The sequence below is a fragment of the Streptomyces sp. NPDC003247 genome (genome assembly GCF_042888135.1).
Taxonomy (GTDB): Bacteria; Actinomycetota; Actinomycetes; order Streptomycetales; family Streptomycetaceae; genus Streptomyces.
In genome coordinates this window covers 166813-187190 of record NZ_JBIAPF010000007.1, presented here as the reverse complement: position 1 = coordinate 187190, position 20378 = coordinate 166813, and the positions used below count along the sequence as shown (strand labels likewise).

At 69.5% G+C, this 20378-nt stretch carries 18 protein-coding genes and 1 riboswitch; of the genes, 9 read left to right on the top strand and 9 right to left on the bottom strand.

What is annotated here, in order from left to right; genetic code table 11:
* Positions 1-396: 396 nt before the first annotated feature.
* Positions 397-1899 carry a globin domain-containing protein gene (locus ACFYWQ_RS24320; protein ID WP_389518964.1) on the top strand — a complete coding sequence of 501 codons (1503 nt, stop codon included), beginning with the start codon at positions 397-399 and terminating at the stop codon, positions 1897-1899.
* A 36-nt stretch (positions 1900-1935) separates the two neighbouring features.
* Here ACFYWQ_RS24320 and ACFYWQ_RS24315 read toward each other — a convergent pair whose 3' ends face one another.
* The 5 genes from ACFYWQ_RS24315 to ACFYWQ_RS24295 all read right to left on the bottom strand — a co-directional run bounded on the left by ACFYWQ_RS24315 (position 1936) and on the right by ACFYWQ_RS24295 (position 5664).
* Entirely contained in the window at positions 1936-2418 is a 483-nt protein-coding gene (locus ACFYWQ_RS24315; RefSeq protein ID WP_389518963.1) for an NUDIX domain-containing protein, read from the bottom strand.
* 88 nt (positions 2419-2506) lie between these two features.
* Entirely contained in the window at positions 2507-3412 is a 906-nt protein-coding gene (locus ACFYWQ_RS24310) for a LysR family transcriptional regulator (protein ID WP_389518962.1), read from the bottom strand.
* Positions 3413-3640: 228 nt separating this feature from the next.
* A complete protein-coding gene (locus ACFYWQ_RS24305; RefSeq protein ID WP_389518961.1) occupies positions 3641-4792 on the bottom strand; it encodes a cystathionine gamma-lyase in 1152 nt (383 codons plus the stop codon).
* Positions 4789-5280, bottom strand: a complete 492-nt coding sequence (locus tag ACFYWQ_RS24300; protein WP_389518960.1) for a low molecular weight protein-tyrosine-phosphatase — start codon at positions 5278-5280, stop codon at positions 4789-4791. Before ACFYWQ_RS24300 ends, ACFYWQ_RS24305 begins: the two co-directional genes overlap by 4 nt.
* Before the next feature lie 6 nt (positions 5281-5286).
* On the bottom strand, positions 5287-5664 hold the full coding sequence (locus ACFYWQ_RS24295) for a phage holin family protein (protein WP_389518959.1): 378 nt from the start codon (positions 5662-5664) through the stop codon (positions 5287-5289).
* 48 nt (positions 5665-5712) lie between these two features.
* On the opposite strand from ACFYWQ_RS24295, the gene ACFYWQ_RS24290 reads away from it, so the two are divergent.
* The 4 genes from ACFYWQ_RS24290 (at position 5713) to ACFYWQ_RS24275 (ending at position 8034) form a co-directional block, all read left to right on the top strand.
* Positions 5713-6030 carry a cupin domain-containing protein gene (locus ACFYWQ_RS24290; RefSeq protein ID WP_389518958.1) on the top strand — a complete coding sequence of 106 codons (318 nt, stop codon included), beginning with the start codon at positions 5713-5715 and terminating at the stop codon, positions 6028-6030.
* 185 nt (positions 6031-6215) lie between these two features.
* Positions 6216-6428 (top strand): DUF5326 family protein, encoded by a 213-nt coding sequence (locus ACFYWQ_RS24285; RefSeq protein WP_389518957.1) that lies wholly within the window; start codon positions 6216-6218, stop codon positions 6426-6428.
* Positions 6429-6625: 197 nt separating this feature from the next.
* Complete coding sequence (locus ACFYWQ_RS24280) at positions 6626-7489, top strand: IclR family transcriptional regulator (RefSeq protein WP_389518956.1); 864 nt, start codon at positions 6626-6628, stop codon at positions 7487-7489.
* Positions 7490-7587: 98 nt separating this feature from the next.
* Positions 7588-8034 carry an SsgA family sporulation/cell division regulator gene (locus ACFYWQ_RS24275; RefSeq protein ID WP_389518955.1) on the top strand — a complete coding sequence of 149 codons (447 nt, stop codon included), beginning with the start codon at positions 7588-7590 and terminating at the stop codon, positions 8032-8034.
* Between the two features lie 115 nt (positions 8035-8149).
* Here the strand turns inward: ACFYWQ_RS24275 and ACFYWQ_RS24270 are convergent, their stop codons facing one another.
* Positions 8150-9919 (bottom strand): YibE/F family protein, encoded by a 1770-nt coding sequence (locus ACFYWQ_RS24270; RefSeq protein ID WP_389518954.1) that lies wholly within the window; start codon positions 9917-9919, stop codon positions 8150-8152.
* 72 nt (positions 9920-9991) lie between these two features.
* A riboswitch (TPP riboswitch) is annotated at positions 9992-10181 on the top strand.
* Between ACFYWQ_RS24270 and thiC the strand changes: the two genes are divergently transcribed.
* Positions 10174-11970: a phosphomethylpyrimidine synthase ThiC gene (thiC, locus tag ACFYWQ_RS24265; RefSeq protein WP_389518953.1), complete on the top strand. Its 1797-nt coding sequence runs from the start codon at positions 10174-10176 to the stop codon at positions 11968-11970. (Overlaps the previous riboswitch by 8 nt.)
* Before the next feature lie 212 nt (positions 11971-12182).
* Here thiC and ACFYWQ_RS24260 read toward each other — a convergent pair whose 3' ends face one another.
* The 3 genes from ACFYWQ_RS24260 to ACFYWQ_RS24250 form a co-directional block, all read right to left on the bottom strand.
* The gene (locus ACFYWQ_RS24260; RefSeq protein WP_389518952.1) at positions 12183-13067 is read right to left on the bottom strand and encodes a hypothetical protein; all 885 of its coding nucleotides are present in this window, start codon (positions 13065-13067) and stop codon (positions 12183-12185) included.
* A 193-nt stretch (positions 13068-13260) separates the two neighbouring features.
* The gene (locus ACFYWQ_RS24255; protein WP_389518951.1) at positions 13261-14343 is read right to left on the bottom strand and encodes a metallophosphoesterase; all 1083 of its coding nucleotides are present in this window, start codon (positions 14341-14343) and stop codon (positions 13261-13263) included.
* A gap of 582 nt (positions 14344-14925) precedes the next feature.
* Positions 14926-16038, bottom strand: a complete 1113-nt coding sequence (locus ACFYWQ_RS24250) for a LacI family DNA-binding transcriptional regulator (protein ID WP_389518950.1) — start codon at positions 16036-16038, stop codon at positions 14926-14928.
* Positions 16039-16505: 467 nt separating this feature from the next.
* Between ACFYWQ_RS24250 and hisC the strand changes: the two genes are divergently transcribed.
* From hisC to cydB, 3 genes are all read left to right on the top strand, one after another.
* Positions 16506-17585, top strand: a complete 1080-nt coding sequence (hisC, locus tag ACFYWQ_RS24245; protein WP_389518949.1) for a histidinol-phosphate transaminase — start codon at positions 16506-16508, stop codon at positions 17583-17585.
* Positions 17586-17841: 256 nt separating this feature from the next.
* The gene (locus ACFYWQ_RS24240) at positions 17842-19347 is read left to right on the top strand and encodes a cytochrome ubiquinol oxidase subunit I (RefSeq protein WP_389518948.1); all 1506 of its coding nucleotides are present in this window, start codon (positions 17842-17844) and stop codon (positions 19345-19347) included.
* Between the two features lie 20 nt (positions 19348-19367).
* Positions 19368-20372, top strand: a complete 1005-nt coding sequence (gene cydB, locus ACFYWQ_RS24235; protein WP_389518947.1) for a cytochrome d ubiquinol oxidase subunit II — start codon at positions 19368-19370, stop codon at positions 20370-20372.
* Positions 20373-20378: the final 6 nt, after the last annotated feature.

Genomic DNA, 20378 nt, shown 5'->3' with positions numbered 1-20378 from the left:
GCTGTCTTCGAAGGGAGGCAAGGGGGGACTTGTGTGCGCGGCCGCGCCCGGTATGGTCGACTCCGGTTCGTGTCCGAAGGTGTGGGCGAGATGCGCTACACCCCTTCCGTACGAGCCGAGAACGAGGCAAGAAAGCCCGAGGGGACGGAGAGATCGAAGACCCGCCATCTCGGTTGTGCGGGCGAGGGGTCCGTACGGGGTGGGATGCTGCGGTGGGGAGACTGCGGCCCATGCCGCACTCGCCTTCACGACCGTACGCGGCTGGGACACGGGTGGACCGCGGCCATCTCGGTCGCAGGACGGAACGGAACAGTTGGCCGTCTGCGGGGGAAACAGGCACCTTTCGATCGTGCAAGTGCGTAGACCGACCTAGAGATGTTCGAGGCGAGGCACACCATGGACGCTCCGACCACCAGGTCGGCCGACAACGGCACGTCCGGCGGCGGGGACGGCTGGTTCACGCCGCGCAGACAGCCGGCGTCGGCTGCCGAGAGCGAGCAGGCACCCTCCGAGGGCCGCCGTCTGGCCGGGCTCCGCCCCATGAGCAGGGGCACGGCGGCGTCGGCGGACGAGGCACTCCAGAGCGTGCCTGCCGAGCCGGGCACCCGCATACCCGTCCAAGACCCTCGACCGGCGGATTCCCGCTCACCCGCACCTCCTTCCCCGCCCGAGGCGTTTGCCGGCGTCCGGCCCGAGCAAGCCGTCGAGCATCGAGGGCACGTCCCGTCCGCGACCACCGAAGGACCCCGCGTCCCCACCCAGCGGTCCGCGCCCGCCGGGAACGCCTCCCCGGACGCCGTCCTCATCCGCCGCACCATGGACGAGGTGGCCCCCGTCGCCGACAAGGTCACCTCGTACTTCTACGCGTTGCTCTTCGTCCGCCATCCCGATCTGCGCCCGCTCTTCCCGCCCGCCATGGACGCCCAGCGAGACCGGCTGCTCACAGCCCTGCTCACCGCCGTCGAGCACATCGACAACACCCCGGTCCTGGTGAACTACCTGCAGAACCTCGGCCGAGGCCACCGCAAGTACGGAACGCGTCCCGAGCACTACCCGGCCGTCGGCGAATGCCTCATCGGGGCACTGAGCAAGTACGCAGGATCCGTCTGGGACGGGGAGACGGAAGCGGCCTGGGTGCGGGCCTACACGACGATCTCCCAGGTCATGATCGACGCAGCGGCCGCCGACGAGCTGCGCGCCCCGGCCTGGTGGCACGCGGAGGTCGTCTCCCACGACCTGAGAACCCCGGACGTCGCCGTCCTCACCCTGCGACCCGACCAGCCCTATCCCTTCCGTGCCGGGCAGTACGCGGGCCTGGAGACACCGTGGTGGCCACGGATCTGGAGGCACTACTCCTTCGCCTCGGCGCCCCGCTCCGACGGGCTGCTGACGTTCCATGTGAAGGCGGTTCCGGCGGGCTGGGTCTCCAACGCGCTGGTCCACCGCGCCCGGCCCGGGGACGTCGTCCGGCTGGGTCCGCCGGCCGGCTCGATGACCGTCGACCACACCCGGGACAGCGGACTGCTCTGTGTGGGCGGTGGCACTGGCATAGCCCCCATCAAGGCCTTGGTCGAGGACGTCGCCGAGCACGGCGCCCGCCGCCCGGTGGAGGTCTTCTACGGCGCCCGCAGCGATCACGACCTCTACGACATCAACACGATGCTCAGGCTCAAGCAGTCCTACCCCTGGCTGGAGGTGCGCACCGTGATCGACCGGAACGGCCTGCTCCAGCTCCCCGCCGCCATACGGACCTTCGGCCCCTGGACCGAGTACGACGCCTACGTCTCCGGCCCGCCCGGCATGATCCGCAAGGGAGTGGACGCCCTGCGCGGTGTCGGCATCCCGGTGGACCGCATACGGCACGACTCGGTGGAGGAGCTCGTCGCGGCCGGGCAGTGAACCGGCGGACCAGGCGTCACCGCAGGTCGGCCGCGGTCACCCCAGATCGGGCGCGTGCATCGCGCGTACGCCCTCGATATTGCCGTCGAGGTAGTGCCGCAGCGACAGCGGAACGAGATGCACGGAGGCGATGCCGACCCGGGTGAACGGCACGCGCACGATCTCGTACTCGCCGAGGGGCTCGTCGATCTCGGGGCCGTGCCGCAGGGCCGGGTCCATGGATTCCAGACGGCAGACGAAGAAGTGCTGGACCTTCACTCCGGTCGCGCCCCCGTCCGCGCCGATGTGCTCGACGGTGTCGACGAAGCAGGGCACCACATCGGTGATCTTGGCGCCGAGCTCCTCGTACACCTCGCGGTGCAGGGCGTCGACGACGGTTGTGTCCTCTGGTTCGACCCCGCCCCCGGGCGTGACCCAGTAGGGATCGATACCGGGCTTGGTGCGCTTGATCAGGATCAAATCGTCACCGTCCAGCAGAACGGCACGGGCGGTGCGCTTGACCACGGGTCGGACGGTCATGGGAGAAATGTGGCCCGGCTGGTTCCACGTGAAACATCACGAAACGTCACCGGATGAGCTCGGATCGTGTGGTTCCTGCCCCACCCGCTCAGCACCAGTCGGCCGCCGCCCTGAGCAGCCAGTCATGGGCCCGGGCGATGTGCGGCATCGCCAGCGTGCCGGTCCGCACCACCAAGACGTACGTCCGCAGCGGCGGCACCGCGGGCTCATGCAGCGCGACGACGTCACCCCGGCCCAGCGCTGCCGCGCAGAGGTAGCGGGGCAGCACTGCCAGGCCGGCGCCCGCGATGGCGCACGCGAGGACCGCGCGCAGGTCGGGGACGATGACGGTGCCCGAGGCGGCGGGGCGCGAGTCGAAGACGGAGGCCCAGTAGCGGGAGACGAAGGGCAGCGACTCGTGGACCTCGACCACGGGGAGATTCTCCAGAGCGGACGCGCCCGTACGGCGCGGGTTCCGGGCGCCGATGTCCTCGGCCCGGCCCGGAGCGGCGACGAGGACGTGCTCCTCGTCGCACAGCGGGGTGGCCGTGAGGAGGGCACCGCGCGGCCGGAGTGTGCCGATGGCGAGGTCGTGGTGTCCCGAGGCCAGCCCCTCCAGGACCTCCTCGGCGGTTCCGAAGGAGGCGCGCAGCTCGAACCCCTGCCCGTCGTCGCCGGTCAGCTCGGTGAGCGCGGGAAGCGCTCGCTCCGCGGTGAACTCGGGAGGCCCGGCGAGATGGAGCGTGCGCACGGAGGACTCGTCGTCGAGACCGGTCTCGGCGATCTCGACCAGGGCGTCGAGATGCGGGGCGGCCTTGTGGGCGAGTTCGTCCCCGATGGTCGTCGGCGTGACGCCACGGGCCTGCCGCAGGAACAGGGGGCGTCCCAGCTGTCGTTCCAGTGTGCGGATCTGGGAGGTCACGGCAGGCTGGGACAGGCCCAGCAGGGCGGCGGCGCGGGTGAAGGAGCCGGCCCGGTGCACGGTCACGAAGGTGCGCAGCAAGGCCAGATCCATGGCACGCGTCCCCTTCCTTTGCCCGTCGTCCGGCCCTGAGGCAGGGCCCAACTATAAATAAGTCGATAGGTCTCTGTCGCTACTGTGATTGGACACTGACACAGAGTCAATTAGCCTTGTTCGCGCGGTTCTTCGCGCGCAGAACCGTGGACGGTCCGAGCCACGAGGGGGGAGGCTCGGACCGTCCGATCTACGTAGCGGGACACCGCCGCGGCCTCGGTGCACCCCTCACCGCGCCGACTCCTCCAGCGCTCGCAGCACATCCGCCACCAGGTCCTCGGGATCCTCGGCGCCGACCGAGAGCCGGATGAAGCCCTCCGGTACCGCGTCCCCGCCCCAGCGCCCGCGCCGCTCGGCCGTCGACCGCACGCCGCCGAAGCTCGTGGCGTCGTCCACCAGCCGCAGCGCCTCCAGAAAACGCTCGGCACGCGCGCGCGTGGGCAGCGTGAAGGAGACCACGCACCCGTGACGCCGCATCTGCCGCGACGCCACCGGGTGCGACGGATCGCCGGCCAGCCCCGGATACCGCAGCCCGGTCACCTCGGGCCGCCCCCGCAGCGCCTCGGCGACGGCCAGGGCACTGGTGTTCTGCCGGTCCACACGCAACTGCAGCGTCGCGATCGACCGGTGCGCGAGCCAGGCCTCCATGGGCCCCGGAATCGCCCCGACGATCTTGCGCCAGCGCCGTACGGCCGTCATCGGCTCCCCGGCGTGCCCGGTGACGTACCCGAGGAGGACATCGCCGTGTCCGGTCAGCTGCTTGGTACCGCTGGCCACGGAGAAGTCCGCGCCGAGTTCCAGCGGACGCTGCCCGAGCGGCGTCGCGAGCGTGTTGTCGACGGCCACCAGGGCGCCACGCGCGTGTGCCGCCTCGACGAGCCGCCGGATGTCGCACACGTCGAGCCCGGGGTTCGACGGCGACTCGATCCACAGGAGCCTGGCGCCGTCGAGGACGCCGAGCTGGGCGTCGCCGCCGGTCGGGGCGGTGCGCACCTCGATGCCGTACGCCTCCAGCTGGGCGCCGACCAGGGGCAGCGCCTGGTACCCGTCGCTCGGCAGCACCACGGCGTCCCCGGCGCGCAGCACGGAGAACAGCACCGACGAGATCGCGGCCATGCCGGAGGCGAACACGAGCGTCTCGACGCCGTCCCGTCCCGGTGCCTCGAGCTCGCCGATGGCGCGCTCCAGATGCGTCCAGGTCGGGTTCTCGTCACGGCCGTAGGTGTACGGGCCCGTGGGCTCACCCGGCAGATGGAAATGGGCGGCGAAGACGGGACCTGGCAGGGTCGGCTCGTACTTCACCGGCTCGGGCAGGCCCGCCCGCACCGCGCGGGTGCCCTCGCCCGCGGCGCGGACGCCGTCCTCGGCGGAATCGTTCACGCCACGCGACCTTCCACGTCCTTGCGGACCGAGGCGAGCAGGCCGTCGCTCGCCCGCTCCACCATCTCCAGGCACTCCTCGAAGCCGTCCCGGCTCCCGTAGTAGGGGTCGGGGACGTCGAGATCGTCGCCCGCGGCCGGGTCGTAAGCCCGCAGCAGGCGCACCTTGCGGGCGTCCTCGTCGGTCGGCGCGAGACGGCGCAGGTCCCTGAGGTGGCCGGCGTCCAGGGCGATCACCAGGTCGAGGCGGGCGAACCAGGAGCGCTCGAACACCCGCGCCGTGTGGGCCAGGGCGTAGCCGTTCTCCTCCAGGACGGACAGGGCGCGCGGGTCGGCGCCCTCCCCCTCGTGCCAGTGGCCCGTACCGGCGCTGTCGACCTCGACCACCTCGTGGAGGCCGGCGTCCGCCACACGCGCGCGGAAGACCGACTCGGCCATCGGGGAGCGGCAGATGTTGCCGGTGCAGACGAAACAGACGCGGTAGGTCATCGCGGCTCAGTCCTTGTCGGGAAGGACGACATTGAGCGCCCAGGAGACGATGGAGATGATCAGGCCGCCGAGGACCGCGGTCCAGAATCCCTCGACGTGGAAACTCAGGTCGAGCTGCTCCGCCAGCCACGAGGTGAGCAGCAGCATCAGCGCGTTGACGACCAGCGTGATCAGGCCGAGCGTGAGGATGAAGAGCGGGAAGGTGAGTACCTTCACGACCGGCTTGACCAGGGAGTTGACGACTCCGAAGAGCAGCGCCACCAGTATCAGGGTGCCGATCTTCTTGCCGGTGCTGTCACCGGTCAGGGTGATCTTGTCGAGCAGCCAGAGGGCGACTGCCAGGGCACCCGCGTTGGCGATCGTCTTGACTACGAAATTCTTCATGTGTCTGATCGTGGCAGAAGAGATCGGCTGCGAGCGTGGGCGAGGGCGATGAAGGCATTCCGGCTGGACGAACTGGAGGCGGAGCGAGCCGCCAACGACGGCGCCTACCTGCAGTTCCTGCGGGAACGGAACATGTCGGTGGGGCTGTACGCGCTCGATGCCGGGGATCACGATCCACAGAACCCGCACCACCAGGACGAGGTGTACTTCGTCGTCAGCGGCCGGGCCTCCCTGACCGTCGGTCTGGAGACCACCCAGGTCGCCCGGGGCAGCGTCGTGTACGTGCCGGCCGGGGTCGCCCACAAGTTCCACCACATCAGCGAGGACCTGCGCGTCCTGGTCGTGTTCTCGCCCCCCGAGGGGTGATCGTCTCCCCCCTTGAGCCGATGCGCGGCCCGGGGTTCCCTAGGGGACCGGTCAGGGGAGGACAAGGGATGCGAGGCCCCCGCCGGCACACCCTTCGGACCTAGCATCGACGGCAGGACATCGATAAGGATCCGGCCCGTCACAGGAGCCGGACACCGGCCCGGACGAGAATGAGGACGAGGGAGATGCAAGAGATCTTCGCGGGACTGCCGTGGTGGGTGAAGTGGGTGGCGGTGCCGGTCATCGCCCTGGTCGTGTTCGGCGGCCTGATAGCGAGTGTCGTCGGCTTCGTGATCGGCCTGCTCTTCAAGCTGCTGGTCTTCGTGGCGCTGGTCGGCGGACTCATCTACGTCGTCAGGAAGTTCACGTCGAGTTCCAGCTCGCGCGGCGACTGGTGAGCGGTGCGGGAGACGGGTGACCGGTAACGGGACTCGCCGGTTCCCTCGGCCGGGGGAAGTTTCCCGCACGCCCCGTCCGCGAGCGGTGGCGGAGGGTTAAAGTCCGGAGCCCGACGCGGGGGACGACCCCGCGAGCGGCGTATCCCCCCTCCCGTGTTTCCCGCACGGTCCGCCCTCTCGCGCTCCGGGAGTGACCCTTGGCCACGGTTGACACCGCATCGCCGAATCCGTTCGCGACCCCCACCCGGCCGTGCTCCACCGCGTCCCCGCACCAGCGTCCGCCGAACGGCCGCGTTCCCGAGCAGCCGCATCCCACGGTCACGCTCATCGGTTCCGTGCAGCGCGCGATGCGCCTGCTGGAGACCGTCGCCGAGCACGCCTGCGGCGCTCCGGCCAAGCAGCTGGCCCGCGAGACCGGCCTCGCGCTCCCCACGGCGTACCACCTGCTGCGCACCCTCGTGCACGAGGGCTATCTGCGCCGCGACAAGGGGCTGTTCTTCCTCGGGGAGTCAGCCGTGCGACTGGGCAGCAGCGGGGCGGCGCAGAAACGTCGCAGCACGGTCGTCGACACCCTCGCCCACTGGCGCGATTCGATCGGTGTTCCGGTGTACTACGCCGTGTACCGCGACGGCGAGATCGAGGTCATGTGCGTGTCCGACACCCCGGGCAACCCGGCGGTCGAGGAATGGGCCGACTTCCGTGAGACGGGGCATGCGCACGCCATCGGCCAGTGCCTGCTGTCCCAGCTCGACGAGGACTCCCGCCGCGACCACCTGGACCGTTACCCGGTGCAGTCCATCACCCCGTACACGGTCCGCGACGAGCACGTCCTGATGCGGCGGCTGGCCCGTGTGCGCCGGATGGAGACGGTCGTCGAACGGCAGGAGTACGCGCTGGGCACGGTCTGCGCCGCGATCCCGATCACCGTGGGCACGACCGCGGCCACGATGGCGATCTCCCTGCCCGCCCACCAGGCGGACCGGCTGTCGGCGGCGGCGCGGCAGCTGCAGGACGAGGTCGGACGGATGCTGGGATCGCTTGCGATCTCTATCAGTATCTGAAAACTCACTCCTTGTGATCTGCCGTGCACTTTCAGCAAGATGCCCTGACAGTCAGGGGTTCAATCCCAGCCAACCGACGGCCACGACGGGGTAAGGCGATGCGAGAGTCCGTGCAAGCAGTCCAGGCAGAGGTCATGATGAGCTTTCTCGTCTCGGAGGAGCTCTCGTTCCGCATCCCTGTGGAGCTGGGCTACGCCACCTGTGATCCTTACGCCGTCCGGCTCACTTTCCACCTTCCCGGTGATGCCCCGGTGACATGGGCGTTCGGGCGGGAGCTGCTCATCGACGGGGTGGGCAGACCGTGCGGCGAGGGAGACGTACGGGTCTCTCCGGTCGACCCGGATTCCCTGAGTGAAATCCTGATCCGGCTTCAGGTCGGTGGCGATCAGGCCATTTTCCGTTCCTCGACCGCTCCGCTCGTAGCCTTCCTCGATCGCACGGACAAGCTGGTGCCGCTGGGCCAGGAGGGCGCGTTGGCCGATTTCGACGCCCATCTGGACGAGGCGTTGGACCGGATTCTGGCGGAGGAGCAGAGCGCCGGCTGAGCGGTGCGCACTGAAGCGCTGGCGTAACGCTTCAGCAGGGGCCGAGTCATTGCAGTAACGCTTCTTCTCGGTGGTCCGAGCCGGTCGCCGCTGCCGGCTCGGACCGCTGGTCGTGTCAGCGCTTGCGCCGTCTCCCCCTGCCACCCCGGGAGAGCTGCGGAGCGGCGCCCGTCGTACCGGCCGCCGCCGAGTCCGCCGCCACGACCGGTGCCGCCTCGGTGGCCGCCCCGGGCCCGGGACGGTCGGCCGACACCACCAGGGCCGCGAGGGCCGTGGTCACCGGCACCGACGCGACCAGACCGATCGAGCCCACCAGGGTGCGCACGATCTCCTCGGCGACCAGTTCGCTGTTGGCGACCGTGTCGACGCTGCTCTGGGCGATCGAGAAGAGCAGCAGCAGAGGCAGCGCGGCGCCGGCGTAGGCGAGGACGAGCGTGTTGACCACCGACGCGATGTGGTCGCGGCCGATCCGGATGGCGGCCCGGTACAACCCGCGCCAGCCCATCGAGGGGTTGGCCTCGTGCAGTTCCCAGACCGCCGACGTCTGGGTGACCGTCACATCGTCCAGGACACCGAGCGAACCGATGATGATGCCGGCGAGCAGCAGACCGCTCATGTCGATCGACGGATACAGCCCGTGGATCAGGCCGGTGTTGTCGTCCGTGTTGCCGGTCAGGGCGGCCCAGTCGATGAACCACGAGCCCAGGAAACCGATCAGCAGCAGCGAGACGAGTGTCCCGAGCACCGCGACCGAGGTGCGGGCCGAGAGTCCGTGACACAGGTAGAGCGCGATCAGCATGATCGCGCTCGCCCCCACGACCGCCACGACCAGCGGGTTCGAGCCCTGCAGGATCGCGGGCAGGATGAAGAAGTTCAGGATCAAAAAACTGATGGCCAGTGCAACCAGTGCCATCACGCCCCGCAGCCGCCCGACGAGGACGACGGCGACGGCGAAGATGGCGGCGAGCACCGCCAACGGGACACGGCGGTTCACGTCGGTGACCGAGTACTGCAGGTCCTTCGGCGCGGAGGGCTCGTAGGCGACCACGACCTTCTGGCCCTCGTGCAACTGCCGTGACTGGTCAGGCTGCACGATCTCCGTGAACGTACGGCCCTTGTCGTCGCCGGTGTCCACCCGGATCGTCGCCCGCTTGCAGGTGCCGTTCTCCTGCTGCTCCGCGGAGGAACCCTCGGCCGTCGAGGTGTCGCCGGTCGCGGTGGCGCCCGAGGCGTTCACCGACGAGCAGCTGACGCTCACGACCTTGGTGACCGTCGCATGCTGCGTCTGCCGGTCGAAACCCACCCCGGTGCGCTCGTGCGGCGGAGCACCGCCGGGCCAGAGCACGACCAGGCCGGCGAGCACGGCCACGGCGAACGGGATGAGAACGGCCGCGATGACCTTGCGCAGATGCTGGGAGACAGGGGCGGCCGGGCCGTGGCTGTGCGAGTGCCCGTGCCCTCCGCCGGAGCCCGGGCCGTGCCCTCCGCCGCCAGGACCGGGGCCATGTCCGCCGCCCGGACCGCCACCGTGTCCACCGCCGAGTCCGCCACCCGGCCCATGCCCATGGCCGTGCCCGCCGTGGTGGGAGCTGCCCGGTCCGTGTCCGCCGTTGCGGGGACCGACCGGTCCGTGCCCGCCGCCGAAGCCGGGGCGGCCGTCTCCGTACCCGGACCCCGGGGCGCTCCCGCCCTGGGCAGAGGGACTGGCCTCAGGCCCGGAGCCAGGAACGGTCCCAGGACCGTGACCGGCACCCGGAGCTGAAGCTGGGTGAGGGCGTGGCCCGGGACGTGGCCCTGGACCCGGACCGGAATCAGGACCGTTTCCGGCACCCGGTCCGCGATGCGGTTCGGGTGGTGGGTACGGGGGGTGGTGTGTCGTGGTCACCGACCGATCATCGCAAGAACGACAGGGGCCCCCTGGTCACCGCGCCCGAATTGCCGCTAGCGTGGGGGCAACCTTTGCACACGCGGGAGCTCGGAGCACCGGGCTGAGAGGGCGCTGACCTCCGTCTTCGCGATGTTTCACGTGGAACGTCACTGGAACCAAGTGATGTTTCACATGAAACGTCGGCAGACGGTAGCCGCTGCGTCGACCGCTGAACCTGTTACCGGGTAATGCCGGCGTAGGGAGTAGGTCTCATGACCATCAAGGACGCACGCACGCCTGCCTCCACGGAGATCTCTGCCGAGATCTCCGCCAATGGGGAGGCTGGGAAGTCCATCGGCTGGCACAAGGCGTATGTCGAGGGCGCGCGCCCCGACCTGCGGGTGCCGGTCCGTCAGGTGCATCTCACCAACGGGCAGTCGGTCACGCTGTACGACACGTCCGGCCCGTACACCGATCCGCTCGTCGAGACCGACGTCCGCAGGGGCCTGTCGCCGCTGCGGGAGAACTGGATCATCGCCCGCGGGGACACCGAGGAGTACGCGGGCCGCCCCGTCCGTCCCGAGGACGACGGCATCAAGCACACCTCGCCGCGCGGCGGCCTGCGGAACCTGGACGCGGTCTTCCCCGGACGACCCCGACTGCCGCGCCGTAGCCGGGACGGCAAGGCGGTCACCCAGCTCGCGTATGCGCGCCGCGGCGAGATCACACCCGAGATGGAGTACGTGGCCCTCCGGGAGAACGTGGCGCCCGAGGTGGTGCGCGAGGAGATCGCGGCGGGCCGTGCGGTCCTGCCCGCGAACGTCAACCACCCGGAGATCGAGCCGATGATCATCGGCAAGCGGTTCCTGGTGAAGGTCAACGCCAACATCGGCAACTCGGCGGTGACGTCCTCCATCGAGGAGGAGGTCGAGAAGATGACCTGGGCGACCCGCTGGGGTGCGGACACGGTCATGGACCTGTCCACCGGTCGCAACATCCACACCACCCGTGAGTGGGTGCTGCGCAACTCCCCTGTTCCCATCGGCACGGTGCCGCTGTACCAGGCACTGGAGAAGGTCGACGGCAAGGCCGAGGAACTGACCTGGGAGATCTACAAGGACACCGTCATCGAGCAGGCCGAGCAGGGCGTGGACTACATGACCGTCCACGCGGGCGTCCGTCTGCCGTACGTCCCGCTGACCGCGAACCGCAAGACCGGCATCGTCTCGCGTGGCGGCTCGATCATGGCGGCGTGGTGCCTGGCCCACCACAAGGAATCGTTCCTCTACGAGCACTTCGAGGAGCTCTGCGAGATCCTCGCCGCCTACGACGTCACGTACTCGCTCGGAGACGGCCTCAGGCCCGGTTCGATCGCCGACGCCAATGACGAGGCGCAGTTCGCGGAACTGCGCACCCTGGGGGAACTCAACCGGATCGCGAAGCGTTTCCATGTTCAGACGATGATCGAGGGCCCGGGACATGTCCCGATGCACAAGATCAAGGAGAACATCGACCTTCAGCAGGAGATCTGTGATGAAGCTCCGTTCTATACGCTCGGCCCGCTGACGACGGACGTCGCGCCGGCGTACGACCACATCACCTCCGGTATCGGTGCCGCGATGATCGCCTGGTGGGGCACGGCCATGCTCTGTTACGTCACGCCGAAGGAGCACCTGGGCCTGCCCAACCGTGACGACGTCAAGACCGGCGTCATCACGTACAAGATCGCAGCCCATGCGGCCGACCTCGCCAAGGGGCACCCCGGTGCGCAGGAGTGGGACGACGCGTTGTCCGACGCCCGCTTCGAGTTCCGCTGGGAGGACCAGTTCAATCTTGCCCTCGACCCGGACACGGCCCGTGAGTTCCACGACGAGACCCTGCCGGCCGAACCGGCTAAGACCGCTCACTTCTGCTCGATGTGCGGGCCGAAGTTCTGCTCGATGAAGATCTCCCAGGACATCCGCCGTGAACACGGGGGATCGCGTGCGGAGATCGAGGAAGGGATGGCGCGGAAGTCGCAGGAGTTCGCGGCGGCGGGCAACCGGGTCTATCTGCCGCTCGCGGACTGATACCGAAGGCTCAGTGGCCCGGGGCGGTGCGAGGCTGTCCTGCGGCCAGGCCCACCGCTTGGCTCGTGGCTCGGCCTGTGCCGGCGGAGGCCGTAGGTGTGCCGGTGGCGCGAGACGCTTCTTGAGGTGAGGGTGCGGGCCGGGTGGGCTGGCCCGTACCCAGCCGGGTGTACGGCTTGCGTCCCCTTCGGTGGGGGGCGCAAGCCGTGGGCCTATTCCGGCTGGTGTTCGGGCCCTCCGAAGTCCGGGCTGGTGTAGTCCGGGCTGGTGTAGCTCGGACGGGAGCCGGTCGAGCGCCCGTCGTCCGGGCTGCTGAAGCCCGGACGGTCGTAGCCGATCTTCGGCAGACGGCCGGGGGGTGCCTGTGGGGCCGGGTCGCTATGCAGTGCGGCGGCCGTGCCCGGGTTGACGAGGGCCTCGCGCAGGAACGGCATTATGCCCCGTTTCAGCAGGGCTTCTCGCCAGGCTTCCCGGGCGCGGGCCACCTCCTCGCTCAGTTCGGCGTACGGACCGGCCTCCAGGGTCGGCCGGTTGCGCAGGGCGGTGAGGAGGAGTCCCACGGTGGCGACGAGGATCGCGGCCGCGGCGATGGCTCCGAAGGCCCAACCGGTGGTGAGTATGGCCTGGGCGAACGACTGTCCGGGGTCGAGCATTTTGAGGATGTAACCGACGAGCAGGAAGATCACCGCGGCGGTGCCGGCGAGGACGGGGGTGAGGACGGCGGCGATGGCCACGGCGCCCGCCCCGGCGGCCTCGGCGGCCTGGGCCGCGTCGCCCATGGTGGCGGCGAGCCCCATCCCGCCCACGTCCGGCTCGCCGTGGCCGGACTCCTGGGTGGGTGAGGACGAGGTGGACGGCGTCGGACGCCGCAGTTCCTCGCGGACCTTCACGTAGTGCTGGTACTCGGTCGCAGCGGCCGCCGTGATGAGAGCGGTGGCGTTGAGCGCCATGGTGCGCAGTTGTTCGGCGTTGAGCCGCTGTCCGACAGCGGTCAGTTCCGGGTGGTGTGGTGCGGAGCGCAGCGCCTCGTCGAGGACCCGCTCGTACTCCTGGCGGTCCTCGCTGTGCAGGTGCTGCGGAACGCTGTTCATGTGCATCCCCCGATGCTCCGTAGGGCTTGGGGCTCGCATGCCAACGAGCCGTCGGGCAGAAACGGAGGGGAGCCTGCTACGGATAAGCCGATGGTAGAGCGGCGACGGCCCGGGGTAACAGGGGGTTCGCGGAAATTGGCCCCTGGCCTGCGGGGTCGCCGGGCGCGTCCGACGCGGGGGACGGCGGGCGCGTGAACGGTCAGTCGGTGAGCGGCAGTTGCTGGACCAGCAGCTTTCCGGCCATCGTCACGCCGCCGTCCATCGCGATGGCCAGTCCGTCCGCGTAGACGTGCGGTCCTTCGACGACCGGGCCGGACGCGTCGTCATCGTCCTCGGAACCGACCTCGCCCGTCAGGTACGGAATCGGGCTGTGGCCGTGAACGATACGGGTGCCGCCGTACGTATCCAGCAGGGAGCGGACGGCGTCGGCGCCGCCCTCGTCGCGGAAGGAGAAGCGCTTGGTGAACTTGCGGAACAGGTCCCACACCTCGTCCGCGTCGTTGCGGGTGAGCGTCTCGCGGACGGTGTCGTTGACCGCCTCGATCGAGTCGCCGTAGTCGAGATACGCGGTGGTGTCGGAGTGGACGAGCAGGTGGCCGTCGACCTCCTCGACGGCGTCGAGGCGGGCCATCCACTGCAGATGGTGGTCCTGGAGGCGGTCCATGTCGGACTTCTGGCCGCCGTTGAGCAGCCAGGCCGCCTGGAAGGTGGCGGTGCCCGCACCGGAGTTGACCGGGGTGTCGCCGAAGCGCTTGGCGCCGAGGAGGAGGAGCTCGTGGTTGCCCATCAGGGCCTTGCAGTAGCCGCCGGCCGCGGCGGCCTCGGCGGACAGCCGCATCACGAGGTCGATGACGCCGATGCCGTCCGGACCGCGGTCGGTGAAGTCGCCGAGGAACCACAGCCGGGCGGTGCCCGCGCACCAGTGGCCGGCCGCGTCGATCAGGCCCTTCTCCCGCAGGGCGGCGACCAGCTCGTCGAGGTAGCCGTGCACGTCACCGACGACGAACAGCGGACCGGGGCCGTTCGCGGGCACTGGGGCCTGGACGGCCGCCGGGTCCACGGTCACCTGGAGGGTGTCGCCCCGGTTGATGACGGGCAGATCGCGCTGGGTGGGCGTGTAGCCCTCGGGGTGTTCCAGTGGCTCCTCGAGGGGCGGCGCGGCGTTCCCGGGATGGGTGCTGTGGGCGTACGGACCGGTCTCGTGGACGTACGCGGGCACCCGGAAGTCGCGCAACGTCGCCGTCCGCTCCACCTCGGGTCCCTGACCGGCCCCCTGAGTCATCAGACCCCTCCACCATCGCGCCGCATCTGCACCGCCTCGGACTGCCTGGTCCCAACGGCCCGCGGTGCCGTGGGCCCATCATAGGAATGCGGATCGTGCCGTGTGATGACCCAGGGGTGGTGAATCGGAGCAAGGCTCCAGTTCACCGCGGCTTTCGCCCCGATTGGGGCGGGCTTCGGCAGTCGGTGCGCACCCGGCGCACACCGTGCCCACACCCTCGCCCCACGCACCTCTGACGTCACGATCGGAGTCCAGGGTACGTACGAAGGCTCCCCGAGGCCGAATCCGCGCCCGGTCGTCGCTCGTGTCCTGGCTCCCGTCGCCGGTGTCCGGGGCGGCTACCGCGGTCTCGCGGGCCTCCTGTCGCCGATGTCGTGGGCCGTCCGGCGCCCGCAGCGGCGGGCCGCCGTACGCCTTTCCGGCTCGTAGGCCTTTCCGGTTCGTACGCCCTTCCCGGCCCGTACGCCGTTCCCGGCCCGTACGCCGTTCCCGGTCGGGCGCCGGTCTCACGGGGTCTTGACGCGCGTCCCGTGCCCCGGCCGGCCCCGGGGGCGTCCCCGCGGGGGACGTGCCCGCCGGTCCTTACGTCTCCTCGGGCGCCCGCGGTGGACTGACCGTCGTCCGCTGGGTGCGTCGCTGGGACGAGGTACGCACGATCAGTTCGGTCGGTATCACCTGCTCGACGGGCTGGTCCGCTTCGACGCCCTCGATGGCGTCGATGAGGAGCTGCACCACGGCCGTGCCGATGCGGCGCGGTTTCAGGGAGAGCGTGGTGATGGGGGGTTCGGTGCTGGCGTACACGGTGGACTCGCTGCAGCACACCAGCAGCAGGTCCTCCGGGACGCGCAGCCCGTAGCGGCGGGCGGCGGCGAGCAGGTCGGTGCCGTTGGGGTCGAACAGGCCGTAGACGGCGTCGGGGCGGTCGGGGCGGGCCAGCAGCCGGTCGGCGGCGACGGCGCCCGCGCAGGGGTCGTGGGCGGGGTAGGCCTCGTAGACGGGGTCCTGGCCGACCCGTTCGCACCAGTGCAGGTAGGCGCTGGTCGACAGGTGGGTGTACGTGTCGGTGGTGGTGCCGGTGAGCAGGCCGATGCGGCGGGCGCCGGCGTCGGCGAGGTGGTCGAGGATGTCGAGGACGGCGGCCTCGTGGTCGTTGTCGACCCAGGCGGTGACCGGGAGAGCGCCGGCCGGCCGGCCGTCGGAGACGACGGGTAAACCCTGCCGGACCAGCTCGCTGACCACGGGATCCTGGTCGGACGGGTCGATGACGACCGTGCCGTCCAGGGCGACGTTCGACCACACGTCGTGGCGGGAGGTCGCGGGCAGGATGACGAGCGCGTAGCCGCGGGCCAGGGCCGCGGAGGTCGCGGCACGCGCCATCTCGGCGAAGTACGCGAACTCGGTGAAGGTGAAAGGTTCATCCCCGTACGTGGTCACGGTCAGGCCGATGAGGCCGGATTTGCCGGTACGGAGGGTTCGGGCCGCGGCCGAGGGCCGGTAGCCCAGTCGGTCGGCGACCTCACGGACATGGCGTCGGGTGGCGTCGGGGAGCCTGCCCTTGCCGTTGAGGGCATCGGAGACGGTCGTGATGGAGACTCCGGCGGCGGCGGCCACGTCCCTGATGCCCGCTCGGCCCGGCCGACCGCCTCGGCGTGAAGTTTCCGCGCGGCTCACCTGGTGCTTCCCTGCTGCTGTCATGGCGAGCCGATAGTAGGGCTCATCCGGTGGGGTAGGGCGGACGCATATGCACGCGTTGACAGGCACGTTTCTGCATGGCCGTTAGAGGTCAAATGCCTTTGAAAGCAAGCCATTTCAAGGGTCCTATGCCAGGACGTGGGGTGTGGGCAGGGATGAGCCTGCCAACGCACCGATGTCTCGAAGAGGTCTCAACTCACCTGCACGAGGGACGCGCGCCACGGAGCGAGCTACCGGCGCGTAGATATATGTAGGGCGCGCCCCCGTTTCGTACGCCTTGGTGTGGTGATGCCACTGATGCGGCGCGCCGGGACGGGGCGGGGCCGGGACTGGGGGCGGGACCGGGGCGGGACCGGGGGCGGCAGGCGGGATGCCGTGCCCGGGTGCTCGGCCACAGCTGTTCGCACCCGCGCCGAATCCTCTTAAGGTGAGCAGTATTGAACGCGGTGGTGGTCACGAGGAGGACTGCGGTGAGCGAGACGAGCCCCAAGCTGCGCGCCGAGCTGGAGGGGATCCCCACCTACAAGCCGGGCAAGCCGGCCGCGGCGGGCGGTCCCGTGGCCTACAAGCTGTCCTCCAACGAGAACCCCTATCCGCCGCTGCCCGGGGTGATGGAGACGGTCACGGCAGCCGCCGCGTCCTTCAACCGCTATCCGGACATGGCCTGCACCGGCCTGGTGAACGAGCTGGCCGAGCGTTTCGGCGTGCCCGTCTCCCACCTGTCGACCGGCACAGGTTCGGTCGGAGTCGCCCAGCAGCTGGTGCAGGCGACCGCGGGTCCGGGCGACGAGATCATGTACGCCTGGCGGTCGTTCGAGGCGTATCCGATCATCGCCCAGATCAGCGGTGCGGCCTCGGTGCGGGTACCGCTGACGCCGGGGGATGTGCACGACCTGGACGCGATGGCGGACGCGATCACCGAGCGGACCCGGCTGATCTTCGTCTGCAATCCCAACAACCCCACGGGCACCGTCGTGAAGCGGGCGGAGCTGGAGCGGTTCCTCGACCGGGTGCCCGGTGATGTGCTGGTGGTGCTGGACGAGGCCTACCGCGAGTTCATCCGCGATCCCGAGGTGCCGGACGGCGTGGAGCTGTACCGGCAGCGGCCGAACGTCTGCGTGCTGCGCACCTTCTCCAAGGCCTACGGCCTCGCCGGGCTGCGCGTCGGTTTCGCGATCGCCCACGAACCGGTGGCGGCGGCGCTGCGCAAGACGGCGGTGCCGTTCGGTGTGAGCCAGCTCGCGCAGGAAGCGGCGATCGCCTCGCTGCGGGCCGAGGACGAGCTGTTCGGCCGGGTCGGCTCCCTGGTCTGTGAGCGCCAGCGGGTGGTCCAGGGGCTCCGGGAGCAGGGCTGGACAGTGCCGGAGACACAGGCGAACTTCGTGTGGCTGCGGCTCGGTGAGCAGACGGTCGCCTTCGCGGCGGCGTGTGAGCAGGCCGGTGTCGTGGTCCGGGCGTTCCCCGGCGAGGGCGTGCGGGTGACCGTCGGGGAGACGGAGGCCAACGACATCCTCCTGAAGGTGACGGAAGGGTTCCGCAAGGGGCTGTAGGGCGGTCTCCGCACGGGTGGTGGTCCCTCTGGAGGGGGCCCACAAGAGGGCGCGGGTCGCTGTCGCGGGCGCCTCGGTTTCACGTGGAACCGAGGCGCCCTTCCGTATGCCTGTCCACCGTCGCTTCTGCCTTGTTTTTGCAGGTCAGGGCGGTCTCCACGCTCAAGGGACCCCCGCCCGCCGGGCCTCGAACGGGTATGCGGCATAATTGCTTGTGAATGTGAACGCTTTCACAAGCGAGGTAAGGAGCGGCGACGTGGACCTGGCTTTGGCGCCGGAGACTCTGGCGCGCTGGCAGTTCGGCATCACGACCGTCTACCACTTCCTGTTCGTCCCCCTGACGATCTCGCTGGCCGCTCTGACGGCAGGCCTGCAGACGGCGTGGGTGCGCACGGAGAAGGAGAAGTACCTCAGGGCGACGAAGTTCTGGGGCAAGCTGTTCCTGATCAACATCGCGATGGGCGTGGTCACCGGCATCGTGCAGGAGTTCCAGTTCGGCATGAACTGGTCGGACTACTCGCGCTTCGTCGGTGACGTCTTCGGTGCTCCGCTGGCCTTCGAGGCCCTGATCGCCTTCTTCTTCGAGTCCACCTTCATCGGCCTGTGGATCTTCGGCTGGGACAAGCTGCCCAAGAAGATCCACCTGGCGTGCATCTGGATGGTCTCGATCGGCACGCTGCTGTCGGCGTACTTCATCCTCGCGGCCAACTCGTGGATGCAGCACCCCGTGGGCTACCGGATCAACGAGGCGAAGGGCCGCGCCGAGCTCACCGACTTCTGGCGGGTCCTCACCCAGAACACCGCGCTCAACCAGGTCTTCCACAGCTTCTCGGCGGCCTTCCTGACAGGCGGCGCCTTCATGGTGGGCATCGCCGCCTACCACCTGATGCGCAAGAAGCACATCCCCGAGATGCGGACGTCGCTCCGGCTGGGTCTGGTCACCCTGGCGGTCGGCGGGATGCTCACCGCGGTCAGCGGCGACACCCTCGGCAAGGTCATGTACGAGCAGCAGCCGATGAAGATGGCCGCGGCCGAGGCGCTCTGGGACGGCGAGGAGCCAGCGCCCTTCTCCGTCTTCGCGTACGGGGACGTCGACAAGGGGCACAACAAGGTCGCCCTGGAGATACCCGGCCTGCTGTCCTTCCTGGCCCACAGCGACTTCGAGTCGTACGTGCCCGGCATCAACGACACCAACAAGGCCTTGCAGGAGAAGTTCGGCCCCGGTGACTACAAGCCCATCGTCCCCGTCGCCTACTGGGGCTTCCGCTGGATGATCGGCTTCGGTATGGCGTCCTTCGCCCTCGGACTGCTGGGCCTGTGGCTCACCCGGAAGAAGTTCATGCTGCCGGCCGCCCTGCGGACCGCGGACGACGAAGTGCCGCATCTGGTGCTGCTGAAGAAGCCGCTCGGGACGAGGCTCACCCGGCTGTACTGGCTCCTGGCGCTCTGGACGATGGCCTTCCCCCTGATCGCCAACTCCTGGGGCTGGATCTTCACCGAGATGGGCCGCCAGCCCTGGGTCGTCTACGGCGTGATGCAGACCCGCGACGCGGTCTCCCCCGGTGTCTCCCAGGCCGAGATCCTCACCTCGATGATCGCCTTCACCGTGCTGTACGCGGTCCTCGCCGTCATCGAGGTCAGGCTGCTCGTGAAGTACGTCAAGGCCGGCCCGCCCGAGCTCACCGAGGCCGACCTCAACCCGCCCACGAAGATCGGCGGCGAGGCCCGTGACGCCGACAAGCCGATGGCCTTCTCGTACTAGGCCGAGGGAGCTGCACAGTCATGGAACTGCACGACGTCTGGTTCGTCCTCATCGCCGTCCTGTGGATCGGCTACTTCTTCCTGGAGGGCTTCGACTTCGGGGTCGGTGTCCTCACCAAGCTGCTCGCCCGCAACCGGCCCGAGCGGCGGGTGCTGATCAACACCATCGGTCCGGTGTGGGACGGCAACGAGGTGTGGCTGCTCTCGGCGGGCGGCGCGACCTTCGCCGCCTTCCCGGAGTGGTACGCCACGCTCTTCTCCGGTTTCTACCTGCCGCTGCTGCTCGTCCTCGTCTGCCTGATCGTGCGGGGCGTCGCCTTCGAGTACCGGGTGAAGCGGCCGGAGGAGCGGTGGCAGCGCAACTGGGAGCACGCGATCTTCTGGACGTCGCTCCTGCCCGCGTTCCTGTGGGGTGTGGCCTTCGGCAACATCGTGCGGGGCGTGAAGATCGACCGGAACTTCGAGTACGTCGGCGGCCTGGGGGACCTGCTCAACCCGTACGCGCTGCTCGGCGGTCTGGTCACCCTGACCCTGTTCACCTTCCACGGGGCGGTCTTCACGGCCCTCAAGACCGTCGGTGACATCCGGGAGCGGGCTCGGAAGCTGGCGTTCAAGGTCGGCCTGGCGACCGCCGTCCTCGCGCTGGTCTTCCTGCTCTGGACGCAGGCCGACCACGGTGACGGCAAGAGTCTGGTCGCCCTGGTCGTGGCGGTCGTCGCGTTGGTCGCGGCGCTCGTGATGAACCAGGCCGGACGGGAAGGGTGGTCGTTCGCGCTGTCCGGCGTCACCATCGTGGCCGCCGTGACGATGCTGTTCCTGACGCTCTTCCCGAACGTCATGCCCTCGACGCTGAACGAGGACTGGAGCCTCACGGTGACCAACGCCTCGTCGAGCCCGTACACCCTGAAGATCATGACCTGGTGCGCGGCTGTCGCCACGCCTGTCGTGATGCTCTACCAGGGGTGGACCTACTGGGTGTTCCGCAAGCGGATCGGAACCCAGCACCTCGCCGAGGCCGCGCACTGAGTTCGA